Annotated in this window: 11 protein-coding genes and 2 pseudogenes; 8 read left to right on the top strand and 5 right to left on the bottom strand. The window is 69.1% G+C overall.

Going from position 1 to position 12,302, the window contains the following annotated elements; genetic code table 11:
• From C665_RS14835 to C665_RS14805, 7 genes and pseudogenes are all read left to right on the top strand, one after another.
• Positions 1 to 250, top strand: a pseudogene (locus tag C665_RS14835) (extracellular catalytic domain type 1 short-chain-length polyhydroxyalkanoate depolymerase); the annotation flags it as partial.
• Positions 251 to 956: 706 nt separating this feature from the next.
• Positions 957 to 1,757: a molybdate ABC transporter substrate-binding protein gene (modA, locus tag C665_RS14830; RefSeq protein ID WP_004318987.1), complete on the top strand. Its 801-nt coding sequence runs from the start codon at positions 957 to 959 to the stop codon at positions 1,755 to 1,757.
• A gap of 292 nt (positions 1,758 to 2,049) precedes the next feature.
• A complete protein-coding gene (gene modB / locus C665_RS14825) occupies positions 2,050 to 2,739 on the top strand; it encodes a molybdate ABC transporter permease subunit (RefSeq protein WP_004318985.1) in 690 nt (229 codons plus the stop codon).
• Positions 2,739 to 3,887, top strand: a complete 1,149-nt coding sequence (modC, locus tag C665_RS14820) for a molybdenum ABC transporter ATP-binding protein (RefSeq protein WP_004318983.1) — start codon at positions 2,739 to 2,741, stop codon at positions 3,885 to 3,887. Before modB ends, modC begins: the two co-directional genes overlap by 1 nt.
• 77 nt (positions 3,888 to 3,964) lie before the next feature.
• The gene (locus C665_RS14815) at positions 3,965 to 4,639 is read left to right on the top strand and encodes a glutathione S-transferase family protein (protein WP_004318981.1); all 675 of its coding nucleotides are present in this window, start codon (positions 3,965 to 3,967) and stop codon (positions 4,637 to 4,639) included.
• Between the two features lie 73 nt (positions 4,640 to 4,712).
• Complete coding sequence (locus tag C665_RS14810) at positions 4,713 to 5,612, top strand: LOG family protein (protein WP_004318979.1); 900 nt, start codon at positions 4,713 to 4,715, stop codon at positions 5,610 to 5,612.
• Between the two features lie 202 nt (positions 5,613 to 5,814).
• On the top strand, positions 5,815 to 6,543 hold the full coding sequence (locus C665_RS14805) for an IclR family transcriptional regulator (protein WP_004318977.1): 729 nt from the start codon (positions 5,815 to 5,817) through the stop codon (positions 6,541 to 6,543).
• Positions 6,544 to 6,547: 4 nt separating this feature from the next.
• Here C665_RS14805 and C665_RS14800 read toward each other — a convergent pair whose 3' ends face one another.
• The 4 genes from C665_RS14800 to C665_RS14785 all read right to left on the bottom strand — a co-directional run bounded on the left by C665_RS14800 (position 6,548) and on the right by C665_RS14785 (position 10,863).
• Positions 6,548 to 7,942: an FAD-binding oxidoreductase gene (locus C665_RS14800; protein ID WP_004318975.1), complete on the bottom strand. Its 1,395-nt coding sequence runs from the start codon at positions 7,940 to 7,942 to the stop codon at positions 6,548 to 6,550.
• Between the two features lie 28 nt (positions 7,943 to 7,970).
• A complete protein-coding gene (locus C665_RS14795; protein WP_004318964.1) occupies positions 7,971 to 9,251 on the bottom strand; it encodes a TRAP transporter large permease in 1,281 nt (426 codons plus the stop codon).
• Positions 9,248 to 9,733 (bottom strand): TRAP transporter small permease, encoded by a 486-nt coding sequence (locus C665_RS14790; protein WP_004318962.1) that lies wholly within the window; start codon positions 9,731 to 9,733, stop codon positions 9,248 to 9,250. Before C665_RS14790 ends, C665_RS14795 begins: the two co-directional genes overlap by 4 nt.
• 89 nt (positions 9,734 to 9,822) lie before the next feature.
• Complete coding sequence (locus C665_RS14785) at positions 9,823 to 10,863, bottom strand: TRAP transporter substrate-binding protein (protein ID WP_004318960.1); 1,041 nt, start codon at positions 10,861 to 10,863, stop codon at positions 9,823 to 9,825.
• A gap of 306 nt (positions 10,864 to 11,169) precedes the next feature.
• Between C665_RS14785 and C665_RS14780 the strand changes: the two genes are divergently transcribed.
• On the top strand, positions 11,170 to 11,799 hold the full coding sequence (locus C665_RS14780) for an esterase/lipase family protein (protein WP_231570627.1): 630 nt from the start codon (positions 11,170 to 11,172) through the stop codon (positions 11,797 to 11,799).
• 217 nt (positions 11,800 to 12,016) lie between these two features.
• On the opposite strand, the pseudogene C665_RS14775 reads toward C665_RS14780, so the two are convergent.
• Positions 12,017 to 12,302: pseudogene (locus C665_RS14775) on the bottom strand (hypothetical protein); the annotation flags it as partial.

Below are 12,302 nucleotides of genomic sequence, written 5' to 3'. Positions count from 1 at the left end.
TCCGATCTCCGCGCTCGGCGCGCGCGCCGCCGATCCGCGCCGGGTGCAGCGCGGGGCGCGCCACGCGATGACGGTGACCGACTGGCGTGTGCGGCGCCGGGTGTGCGTCCGCCTATGCGAGGTCGAGCGCCTCGGCCATGCCTGGAGCGGCGGCGCCGCCGGCGAGCACTTCAGCGACCCGCAGGGGCCGGATGCATCGACGCTGATCTGGCGCTTCGTGCAGGGGAGCCTGCTTGGGCCTGAGGCGTGAGGCGCCCGCGAAGAGCGGTGACGAGGATTCTCGTAGGAGCGACGCAAGTCGCGATTGCAGCGGCGAAGCGAGCGCAAGCGCATGACGGCGCCGCCCGCTCGCGACTTGCGTCGCTCCCACGAAAACCGCCGCGGCTGCGTGAATTCCCGTCTCGTACGGTCGAGCTGCACTGTAGGAGCGACGCGAGTCGCGATTGCAGCGGCGAAGCGAACGCAAGCGCATGACGGCGCCGCCCGCTCGCGACTTGCGTCGCTCCCACGAAAGCCGCCGCGGCTGCGTGAATTCCCGTCTCGTACGGTCGAGCTGCACTGTAGGAGCGACGCAAGTCGCGATTGCAGCGGCGAAGCGAGCGCAAGCGCATGACGGCGCCGCCCGCTCGCGACTTGCGTCGCTCCCACGAAAACCGCCGCGGCTGCGTGAATTCCCGTCTCGTACGGTCGAGCTGCACTGTAGGAGCGACGCGAGTCGCGATTGCAGCGGCGAAGCGAACGCAAGCGCATGACGGCGCCGCCCGCTCGCGACTTGCGTCGCTCCCACAAGAACCGTCGCATCTCCAGCCCCCGTCGCGTCTCCAGCCTCCGGTGCGCCGGGGGGCTTGCAGGCGCGACGCAAGTCGCGGTCTCATGTGGCCGCGGTGTCGGCCTGCCGTGTCGGCTGTGCTGGCGTAACGCTGCAGGCCAAGTGTTCAACTGGAGGAGAACGATCGATGTGCCTGTCCAACTTGCCCCTGCGCCGTCGTGTGCTGGGTGCCCTGCTCGCCCTGGCCGCAGGCGTATTCGGACCCCACGCCGCGGCGGGCGAGCGCATCACGGTGGCGGCGGCCTCCGACCTCAAGTTCGCGCTCGACGAGATCGTGGCCGAGTTCGGCCGCGCGCATCCGGGCGACACCGTCGAGGTCGTCTACGGCTCCTCGGGCAAGTTCGCCACGCAGATCCGCCAGGGCGCGCCCTTCGACCTGTATTTTTCCGCCGACATCGCCTACCCGCGCGCGCTCGAGACCGAGGGCCTCGCCCACGGTGCGACGCGGCCCTACGCGCTCGGACGCATCGTGCTGTGGAGCGCGACGCGCGACGCGCGCATGCTCGAACTGAAGGATCTCGCCGACCCGGCGATCGGCCGCATCGCCATCGCCAACCCGCGCCACGCCCCCTACGGCAAGCGCGCCGAGGAGGCCTTGCGCGCCGCCGGCGTGTGGGAATCGGTGCAGCCGAGGCTGGTGCAGGGCGAGAACATCGCCCAGACCGCGCAGTTCGTGCAGACCGGCAACGCCGCGGTGGGCATCATCGCGCTGTCGCTGGCGCTCAACCCGACGCTGGCCGCGCAGGGGGGCTACACGCTGATCGACGCCGGCCTGCACGAGCCGCTGGAGCAGGGCTTCATGCTCACCCGCGCTGCCGCCGGCAAGCCGCTCGCCACGGCTTTTGCCGAGTTCATCGGCAGCGAGTCCGCGCGCGCGGTGCTGCGGCGCTACGGCTTCGAGCTGCCGGCCGTGTCCGCGGGGCGGTGAGCGGGGGCCGCGTAGCGGCGCTGCCGGATCGCGACTTGCGTCGCTCCCACGAAAACGGTCGCGTCTCGGGACATGCGGGATCGCGACTTGCGTCGCTCCCACGAAAGCCGTCGCGTCTCGGGACATGCGGGATCGCGACTTGCGTCGCTCCCACGAAAACCGTCGCGTCTCGGGACACGCGGGATCGCGACTTGCGTCGCGCCTACACGAGTGCTCCCCGGCGCGGCACAATGGGGCCCGCCGCCACCCGCGCGCGCTGCCGCGACGATCCTGCCTCCTTCATTCACCCACCATGCCCACCCTGAGCGGCGCCGACTGGTCCGCCATCCGCCTCACCCTGGAACTCGCCGCGGCCAGCACCGCGGTGCTGCTGCTGCTCGGCACGCCGCTGGCGTGGTGGCTGGCGTGCACGCGCTCGCGCTGGAAGGGCGTGGTGGGGGCGGTGGTGGCGCTGCCGCTGGTGCTGCCGCCGACGGTGATCGGCTTCTACCTGCTGGTGGCGATGGGGCCGAACGGGCCTGTGGGCAGGCTCACCGAGGCGCTCGGCCTCGGCCTGCTGCCGTTCAGCTTTGCCGGCCTGGTGGTCGGCTCGGTGGTGTATTCGCTGCCCTTCGTCGTGCAGCCGCTCGCCAACGCCTTCGAGGCCATCGGGCGCCGCCCGCTCGAGGTCGCCGCCACGCTGCGCGCCGGGCCCTGGGACCGCTTCTTCAACGTCGCGCTGCCGCTCGCGCGGCCGGGCTTCGTCACCGCCACCATCCTCGGCTTCGCCCATACCGTGGGTGAGTTCGGCGTGGTGCTGATGATCGGCGGCAACATCCCCGAGCGTACGCGGGTGGTCTCGGTGGCGATCTACGACCACGTCGAGGCGCTGGAATACGCCCAGGCGCACTGGCTGTCGGCCGGCATGCTGGCCTTCAGCTTCGTGGTGCTGCTCGCGCTCTACGGCCGGCGGCGCGGCCACGCAGGCGGAGGTGTGGGCTGATGGCCGATGTTCCGCAGCCAGGCGCCGCAGGCACCGCAACCGGCGCCGCCGCGGGCTGCGCCCGCCCGGCCGCCGGCATCGAGGCGCGCTTCGCCGTCGACTACGCCGGCTTCCGCCTCGATGTCGACCTGCGCCTGCCCGGGCGCGGCGTCACCGCCCTGTTCGGCCACTCCGGCTCGGGCAAGACCACGCTGCTGCGCTGCGTCGCCGGGCTGGAGCCGGCGGCGCGCGGTCGCCTGGTGGTCAATGGCGAGTGCTGGCAGGACGACGCGCGTCGCATCCTGGTGCCTACCCACCGCCGCGCGCTCGGCTACGTCTTCCAGGAGGCCAGCCTGTTCCCCCACCTGTCGGTGCGGCGCAACCTGGAGTTCGGCCTGCACCGCATCCCGGCCGCCGCGCGCCGCGTGCCGCTCGACCACGCGGTGGCCCTGCTCGGCATCGAGGCCCTGCTCGAACGCATGCCCGACCGCCTCTCCGGTGGCGAGCGCCAGCGCGTCGGCATGGCGCGCGCGCTGCTCACCAGTCCGCGCATCCTGCTCATGGACGAGCCGCTCGCCGCGCTCGACCACCGCCGCAAGCAGGAGATCCTGCCCTACCTCGAACGCCTGCACGACGAGCTCGACATCCCGGTGCTCTACGTCAGCCACGCGCCCGACGAAGTCGTGCGTCTGGCCGACCACGTGGTCATGCTCGGCGAGGGCAAGGCGATGGCCGCGGGCGAGCTGCACGCCACCATGGCGCGGCTCGACCTGCCCACCGCCTTCACCGAGGACGCCGGCGTGGTGGTCGACGGCACGGTGGCCGAGCACGACGACCACTACCACCTCACCCGGCTGGACTTCCCCGGCGGCGCGGTGTGGGTGCAGCGCCAGCCCGCGCCGCCCGGCCGCCGCCTGCGTTTCCGCATCCACGCGCGCGATGTCAGCCTCGCCGACCACCTGGTCGAGGGCAGCAGCATCCAGAACCTGCTGCCGGCGATCGTCGAGGAGGTCGTCGGTGCGGACACCCCCGCCCACGTGCTGGTGCGCCTGGACGCGGGCGGCACCGCGTTGCTGGCGCGCATCACCCGCCGCGCCGCCGAGCAGCTCGGGTTGCGCCCGGGGCGGCGGATGTGGGCGCAGATCAAGTCGGTGGCGCTGCTGGGTTGAGTTCCTGCCATCGTTTCAATCCTTTCCCACATCCCGAGTGCGGGGCTGTGACTGCTATTCTCCGGAGCGCAACGCCGATGACGACGACCCTTTATCACTGCATCAATGCCAGATCCTTCCGCGCGCTGTGGATGCTGGAAGAGCTCGGGCTGCCCTACGCGCTGAAAGTGCTGCCCTTTCCGCCGCGCAGCCGCGACGAGGAGTACCTCGCGGTGAATCCGCTCGGCACCATCCCCGCCTTCCTGGAGGACGACGTGTGGATGAGCGAGTCGGCTGCGATCTGCCAGTACCTGGCGGCGCGCCATTCGCCGCGCGCGCTCGATGTCGGTGTGGACGAAGCGGATTTCGGCGCCTACCTCAACTACCTGCACTTCGGCGAAGCCACGCTGACCTTTCCGCAAACCCTGATCCTGCGCTATGGCCGCTTCGAGCCGCCCGAGCGCCGCCTGCCGCAGGCGGCCGAGGACTACACGCGCTGGTTCCTGTCGCGTCTGCGCACGCTCGAACCCCGGCTCGAAACCCACGAGTTCCTGTGCGCGGGGCGATTCACCGCGGCCGACGTCGCGGTCGGCTACGCCTTGATGCTGGCCACGGACATCGGCCTGCAGGACCGCTTCAAGCCGGCGACCCTGGCGTATTGGCAGCGGCTGCAGGCGCGGCCGGGCTTCCTGCGCGCACTGGAGGCCCAGACGCGAGCCGCGCTGGAACAGGGGGTGTCGACCGCGTCCGTCGCGTGCTGGGACGGGCGCTGAACCGGGGACAGGGCTCGCGTCCCGTCACGCGCGGATGCGATGATGCGGCTCCCCGAACCGGACGGATTGACCGATGAGCAAGAATTCCCCCCTGCGCGCCCGCAACTTCCCCTCTGCCGAAGACGAGGCCAAGGCCGCGCAGCCGCAGGGCCGCTACGACGGCCCCGGCAGCTCCTTCCGCATGGCCTTCACCGACACCGAGTTCCTGCTGCGCGACGAGTTGCGCCCGGTGCGGCTGCAGCTCGAGCTGCTCAAGGCCGAGCTGGTGCAGCAGGAGCAGGGGGTGGAATCGACCGTGGTGGTGTTCGGCAGCGCGCGCTTCAAGGCGCCGGACGTGGCCGAGGCGATGCTGCGCGACGCGCTGGCGAGCGGCGACGAGGCGGCGACCGCGCGCGCGCGTCAGATGGTGAAGAACGCGCGTTGGTACGAGGAGGCGCGCCGCTTCGGCGAGCTGGTCACGCGCGAGTCCGAGGCGCTCGGCGAGCCGGTGATCGTCGCCACCGGCGGCGGCCCGGGGATCATGGAGGCGGGCAACCGCGGCGCCTTCGAGGCCGGCGGGCGCAGCATGGGGATGAGCATCTTCCTGCCCTTCGAGGAGGCGCCCAACCCCTACATCACGCCCGAGCTGTGCTTCCAGTTCCACTACTTCGCGATCCGCAAGATGCACTTCCTGATGCGCGCGGTGGCGCTGGTGAGCTTCCCCGGCGGGCTGGGCACGCTCGACGAACTCTTCGAGGTGCTGACGCTGACGCAGACGCGCAAGATCCGCCGCCGCCCGATCGTGCTGATCGGGCGCGACTTCTGGCAGCGCCTGATCGACTTCGACGTGCTGGTCGAGCACGGCGTGATCAGCCCCGAGGACAAGAACCTGTTCCACTACGCCGAGACCGCCGAGGAAGCCTGGGACGCGATCAAGGCCGCGTACAGTGGCGACAATCCCTCGCTGACGGCGCGGCAGTTGAAGGGCAACTGAGCGCGCCGTGCGACGGCAACCCCTCGGGCGGGGCGCTCGAATCGAGCGGCGGCTGCACCGGTGTGCAACAATTTCGCCAAGCGCAGGCGCTTGCGGTGCCATGCTGCCTTCCACCTCCACCCGACCCGCGCCACGTCGACGCAGCATGACTTCCTCGAAATCACGCGCCCTGAACGCCGATGCCCCCACGAAGGGGCAGACCATGCTGCGGGGACTCGACATTCTCGAGGCGATCGCGGAGGGTGCGCGCACGGTCGCCGAAATCGCCGCACAGACCGGCCTCAGCCTCAGCACCACCCATCGTCTCGCTTCGTCCCTGGCCGATCGCAACTACCTCAAGTTCGAGCCGCGCAAGGGCTACAGCCTCGGCCAGAAGCTCATCGAGCTGGGCTTTGCGGGCTATCGCGAGGCCGATCTTCGCAAGCTGGCCCGGCCTTACCTGGAGGAACTCGCCAGCCGGACGTACGACACCATCCATCTTGCCGCGCTGGTCCACGATGAGGTGACCTACCTCGACAAGATCGCGGGCAAGCGCCCGGTGGAGATCAGTTCCCGCGTCGGTGGGCGCAAGCCGGTGTGCTCCACCGGCGTGGGCAAGGCCCTGATCCTTGACCGCAGTGAAGATTTCTGGCGGCACTGCTATCGCAAGGAGTTCGGCGGCGAGTCCGACCCCGACGCCATGGCCCAATGGATGGCCAGGATGCGCAGCTACATCGGGCTCGATTACGCCGAGGATTTCGGCGAGAACGAAGGCGCCATCCGCTGCGTCGCCGCACCCATCCGCGATGGCAGCCAGCGTATCGTCGCGGCGGTCAGCGTTTCATCGGCCCGCGAGTACATGGACCGCCAGCGCATGCAGGGACTGATCAACGAAGTTCGCAACACCGCACGCGCCATCAGCGCGGAGCTCGGCGCACCGGGCAAGGACTGAACGCTCAGATCAGCTTGCCTGGATTGAGGATGTTCTTCGGATCCAGGGTGTGCTTCAAGGTCCGCATCAGCGCCAGCTCGGCCTCGCTGCGCGAGTAGTGCAGCCAGTCGCGCTTGAGCGTGCCGATGCCGTGCTCGGCCGAGATCGAGCCGCCGTAGCTGCGCACCACCGAATACACCGCGTCCTCGATGCGCATCTGGCTGTCGTGGTCGCTCGGCACCTTGCACACCACCACATGCAGGTTGCCGTCGCCGACGTGGCCGAAGAACAGCGCCTTGAGCGCCGGCCAGTCGCGGTCGAGCTCGGTGCGGATGCGCGCTGCGCACTCGCCGATCTGCGCGATCGGCACCGAGACGTCGAAGTTGAGCGTCGGCGCATAGTCGCGCAGCACTTCGGCGACGCCATCGCGGATCGCCCAGAAGGCTTCGGCCTCGGCCACCGACTGCGCCACCGCGCCGTCGAGGATCCAGCCCGCCTCGATGGCCTGTTCCAGCATCGCCTCGAAGCGCCCGGCGTCGGTCTCCGGCTGGCCGCAGTGCATGTCGATCAGCACGTACACCGGATAGTTCGTGTCGAGCGGCGCGCGCAGCTTGCCGGCAGCGACGGCGGTGACCAGGTAGTCGTTCCACATGATCTCGAAGGCGCTGACCTGTCCGGACAGGCTCTGCTGCGCATGGCGCAGGAAGCGCAGCGCGGCGGGGTAGTCGTGCAGTGCGACCACCGCGGTGCTCACGCCCTTGGGCAGCGGCTGCAGCTTGAACACCACCCTGGTGACGATGCCGAGCACGCCCTCGCTGCCGATGAAGAGATGCTTGAGGTCCATGCCGGCGTTGTTCTTGACCATCTGGTTGAGCATGCTCAACACCGTGCCGTCGGCGAGCACCACCTCGAGCCCGAGCACCAGGTCGCGGGTGTTGCCGTAGCGGATCACCCGGTTGCCGCCCGCGTTGGTCGACACGTTGCCGCCCACCTGGCAGGAGCCGCGCGCGCCGAGGTCGACCGCGAGCAGCGCGCCGGCGTCGCGGCAGGCTTCCTGCACCGTCTGCAGGATCGCGCCGGCCTCGACGATGACGGTGCCCGAATCGATGTCGATGCGCTCGATGCGGTTCATGCGCTCGAGCGACACCACCACCTCGCCGCCGGCCGGCACCGCGCCGCCACACAGGCCGGTGAGGCCGCCCTGCGGCACCACCGCCTGGCCGTGGGCGTGGCAGATCGCCAGCATGCGCGACAGTTCGTCGGTGCTGCGCGGGCGCAGGATCGCCAGCGGCTGGCCGCCGGCGCAGCCGCTCCAGTCCTGCAGGTACTTCGGACTGGCATCGCCGGGGAGCACGTCGGCGCCGAAAACGGCGGTCAGGGCTTCCAGCGCGGCAGCGGAAGAGGCATTCAGTGCGGTCATCGGCTCGGCTCTCTCGACAGCGTTGCGATCACTTCATCAGGTTGGGCAGCCACAGGGTGATCTGCGGCACATAGGTCAATACCAGCAGCACCACGATCATCGACAGCAGGAAGGGCGTCGCGCCACGAATGACGCCTTCCAGTTGGGCGTTGCCGACCCGCGAGCCGACGAACAGGTTGATGCCCATCGGCGGGGTGACCATCCCGATCGCCAGGTTGACGATCATCAGGATGCCGAAATGCACCGGATCGACGCCCACCTTCAGCACCACCGGGAGCAGGATCGGGGTCAGGATGATGATCGCCGCCAGCGTCTCCATGAAGCAGCCGACCACCAGGAACAGCACGTTGATCAGCAGCAGGATCATGATCGGATCGCTGGTCAGGGCCACGATCTCGTTGGCCAGCTTGACCGGGATGCCTTCGATCGCCAGCACGCGGCCGAACACCGTCGCCGTGCCGACGATCACCATCACCGTCGCGGAGGTCAGGGCGGAGTGTGCCAGCACTTTGTAGACATCGGCGAGCTTGAGGTCCTTGTAGACGAAAACGCCGACGAAGAAGCCGTAGGCCACCGCCACCGCCGCGGCTTCGGTCGGGGTGAAGATGCCGCCGTAGATGCCGCCCAGGATGATCACCGGCACCAGCAGCGCCCACTTGGCGTCCCACAGGATGCGGAAGATCTCGGCGCCGGTGTAGCTGCGCTCGATGCCGTGGTAACCGGCCTTGCGCGCGATGAACCAGCTCATCAGCATCAGCACCACGCCGATCAGCACACCCGGGACGACCCCCGCGAGGAAGAGGCTGGACACCGAGGCGCCGGAGGAGGTGGCGTAGATCACCATCGGGATGCTGGGCGGAATCACCACGCCGATGCAGCCTGCGGACGCGACCAGGCCGACCGAGAAGTTGCGGTCGTAGCCGCGCTGGAGCATGGCCGGGAACAGGATGCCGCCGATCGCCGCCACCGTCGCCGGGCCCGAGCCCGAGATCGCGGCGAAGAACATGCAGGTGGCCACGGCGACCAGGCCGAGGCCGCCGGTGTAACGGCCGAACAGGATCTCGCCGACTTCGAGCAGGCGGCGCGAGATGCCGCCGTGGCCCATGAGGTCGCCGGCGAGGATGAAGAAGGGCACCGCCATCAGCGGGAAGGAGTCGATCGAGGTCACCAGGCTCTGCGCCAGATAGCTGCTGTCGACCACGCCGCCGTAGCCGAGCGCCGCCATCGCCGCGATGCCGAGCGAGATGCCGATCGGCACGCCCACGATCATCAGCAGGGCGAACAGCCCGAACAGGATCAGGGAGATCATGCTGCCACCCCCAAGGTGCGCAGGCGCTTGAATCCCGCGACGATGTTTTGAACGAGGCGGATGAACACGAGCGCGAAACCGACCGTCGGCGCCAGGTAGATCACCCCCATCGGCATGCCGAGCGCCGCCGACGATTGGCCGAACTTGAAGATCTTCATGCTCAGCACGAAGCCTTCCTTGACCACCAGCGCAGCGAACAGCAGGAACACCACCTGGGCCACGATGTAGGTGATCTCCCTGATGCGGGCGGGCAGGTAGCCGGTCACCGCCTCCACGCAGATGTGGGCATTCTTCTTCACGCCGTAGGCCACCCCGAGGTAGGTCGCCCACACGAAGATATAGCGGGCCAGTTCTTCGGACCAGGTCAGGGATTCCTGGACGACGTAGCGCATGAAGATCTGCACGACGATGAGGACGGTCATCGCTGCCATCAGCAGGACGATCAGTGCCTCCTCGAAGTGATCATCGAGTTTCTTGAGCATGGGGTCTCTCGGGGTCGCGGGCCACGCCGGACGAACGCCGGGGCCGAAAGGACGGCGCCCCGGCCGCACGCAGCCGGGGCGTCGCAGGCTTAGTTGGTGGCCTGCAGCACCTTTTTGACGATTTCCTCGCCGGCCTTCTTCTTCACCAGGTCGTACACCGGACCCATCTTGGCGCGGAAGGCTTCCTTCTCGGCGTCGCTCAATTCGGTGAAGGTGATGCCGGTCATCTGCGCTTCGGCCTCGGCGTCGCTCTTCTGCGCGAGGTCGCGCTGGTACGCCTTGGCGGCTTCGAAGGCTTCGGCCATGGCCTGCTTGTCGGCCTCGCTCAGACCGTCGTAGAGCGGCTTGCTCATCAGGATGACGAAGGGCGAGTAGAGGTGGCCGGTCTTGGTGATGAACTTCTGCACCTCGAAGAACTTCATGTCGCGGAACAGGTTGATCGGGGTTTCCTGGGCATCGAAGGTGCCCTGCTGCAGCGCGGTGAACAGCTCGCCGAAGGCCAGCGGCGCCGGGTTGGCACCCAGCTCCTTCCAGGCGGCGAGGTGGACCTCGTTCTCCATCGTGCGCATCTTGATGCCCTTCAGGTCATCCGGCGTCTTCACCGCCACCTTGCTGTTGCTGAGCTGGCGGAAACCGTTCTCCCAGAAGCCGAGGCCCTGGATGTTGATGTCCTGGAGGCTCTTCAGCAGGTACTGGCCGGGTTCGCCGTCGAGCACCTTGTAGACGGTGGGACGATCCTTGAACACGAAGGGCAGGTCGAGGGCGAAGAACTCCTTCTTGAAGCCGCCCAGCGGGGCCGAGGACACGAAGGTCATGCCGACGCTGCCCAGTTGCACCGCTTCGATCAGCTCGCGTTCGCTGCCGAGCTGCGAGTTGGGGTAGATCTCCAGGCTGATGCGGCCGCCCGTCTTTTCGCCCAGCAGGCGGTTGAACTCGACCAGCCCCTTGTGGCCGGTGTTGGACTCCGTGGCGGCGTGGCCGACCTTGATCACCAGCTTCTGGTTCGTCGCTGTGGTCGCGGGTTGCGTGCCTTTCTGTTCGCCCGAGCATCCGGCGAGTGCGAAAGCGGCGAGGGCGAGGCCTGTCGCGAGGATGCGGCGGCGGAGGGGGGTTGCGGGCTGGTTGGACATGGAGTGTAGTTCCTTCATTGGGTACCGACAGGCTGCCTGCGGCTCTCGAGGACTCGCATTTGTCCGGTACGCGGCTGGGTGGAATCCAAACTGGATAATCGATTAAAGCCATGAATGCTGGGGTTTGAGGAAAGCCATGTCAATATGTGAATATAGATCTCAAATATTGAGATTTTTCCGGTGTGTCGAGCTGCAGGATTTGCATGAAGTGCGCGCAAGGAGAGGGACGCCCCCTTTCCTGCAGGGTGCCCCTGCCTGTCTTGTGCGTGGAACGCGGGGGCGCTTGTGGTAGCCGGCGCGGAGTCCGTGATCCTCTTCGTCCACGGCCTGTGGATGCACGGCGTGGTGTTTTCCGCGCACCGTCGCGAGCTGCGCCGCATGGGGCGCGAGAGCCGGGTGTTCTCATGGCATTCGCTGCTCGGCTCGCTCGACGGCGCGGCAGATGATCTTGCGGCGCACATCGCCGCGCTCGGCCGCCGGCCGCTGCATCTGGTCGGGCACAGCCTGGGCGGCTGTGTCGTGCTGAACATGCTCGCCCGCCATCATCCGGAAGGCATCGGCCGCGTGGTCCTGCTCGGTTCGCCGTGCTGCGGGTCCCATGCGGGCGAGCGCATCCTGCGCGTCCCGCTTCTGCGCGGCGCGCTCGGCCGCGTGCTGCCGCAGTGGCTGGCGCGGCCGCTGCCCGAGGTGCCGCCCGGCTACGAGATCGGCGTGGTCGCCGGCAACCGCCCGGTCGGCATGGGGCGCATCGTGCCCGGCATGGAGAAGCCCAACGACGGCATGGTGACGGTGGCCGAGACGCGCTGGCCGGGCGCGCGCGACCACACCGTGCTGCCGGTCACCCACATGCAGATGCTGTGGTCGCGCGCCTGCCTGATCCAGACCCTGCACTTCCTCGACACCGGGCGCTTCCTGCGCGGGGGCGTGCGCGGCTGATCGCGCGCAGCGCGCCCCCGGTCGGGGGCGGGGGCTCAGATCGCGTCGCGGATCCGCCGCAGGCGCTCGCCCAGCCCGAGCAGGCCACGCCTGGGAGATCGCCGCGTTGGCCGGGGGGCCAGCGCGGCGATCTCCCAGGCGTGGCCGCCGTCGCGGTCATGAGGGGTCTGCGCTGGACCTTCGGATTGCGGGCCTGCCGCGCCCGGCTCGATTCAGCCTAGTCCGGCAGCGGGGGGCTGCCAGCCGGATCGTGCGGTCGCAGCTCGCGGGTGTCGATGTGGAGGACGTGGCCGCGGTGGCGGCTTACCTCCTCGACCATATGCGCGGTGCCCCCGGCGCCGTCGCCGCGGCGCCCGTCCCACAGGCACAGCAGCCAGACGCGTTCGCCGCCGCAGGCGAGCGCGGTGTCGAGCAGCCAGCGGTTGCAGCGCTCGAAGGGGTTGTCGGCCGCGGCCGCGGGGGCGGGCGGCATGGCGTGCGGCGGGCTGGCGAGGCGGGCGGCC

It is taken from the genome of Thauera aminoaromatica S2 (assembly GCF_000310185.1).
In the GTDB taxonomy this organism is placed as follows: Bacteria; Pseudomonadota; Gammaproteobacteria; order Burkholderiales; family Rhodocyclaceae; genus Thauera; species Thauera aminoaromatica.
This window is presented reverse-complemented; position numbering and strand designations above follow the sequence as displayed.

Bases quoted from the DNA above. Each gene is read 5' to 3' on its own strand.
- modA (WP_004318987.1), top strand. From the start codon at position 957: ATGTGCCTGTCCAACTTGCCCCTGCGCCGTCGTGTGCTGGGTGCCCTG.
- modB (WP_004318985.1), top strand. From the start codon at position 2,050: ATGCCCACCCTGAGCGGCGCCGACTGGTCCGCCATCCGCCTCACCCTG.
- modC (WP_004318983.1), top strand. From the start codon at position 2,739: ATGGCCGATGTTCCGCAGCCAGGCGCCGCAGGCACCGCAACCGGCGCC.
- C665_RS14815 (WP_004318981.1), top strand. From the start codon at position 3,965: ATGACGACGACCCTTTATCACTGCATCAATGCCAGATCCTTCCGCGCG.
- C665_RS14810 (WP_004318979.1), top strand. From the start codon at position 4,713: ATGAGCAAGAATTCCCCCCTGCGCGCCCGCAACTTCCCCTCTGCCGAA.
- C665_RS14805 (WP_004318977.1), top strand. From the start codon at position 5,815: ATGCTGCGGGGACTCGACATTCTCGAGGCGATCGCGGAGGGTGCGCGC.
- C665_RS14800 (WP_004318975.1), bottom strand. From the start codon at position 7,942: ATGACCGCACTGAATGCCTCTTCCGCTGCCGCGCTGGAAGCCCTGACC.
- C665_RS14795 (WP_004318964.1), bottom strand. From the start codon at position 9,251: ATGATCTCCCTGATCCTGTTCGGGCTGTTCGCCCTGCTGATGATCGTG.
- C665_RS14790 (WP_004318962.1), bottom strand. From the start codon at position 9,733: ATGCTCAAGAAACTCGATGATCACTTCGAGGAGGCACTGATCGTCCTG.
- C665_RS14785 (WP_004318960.1), bottom strand. From the start codon at position 10,863: ATGTCCAACCAGCCCGCAACCCCCCTCCGCCGCCGCATCCTCGCGACA.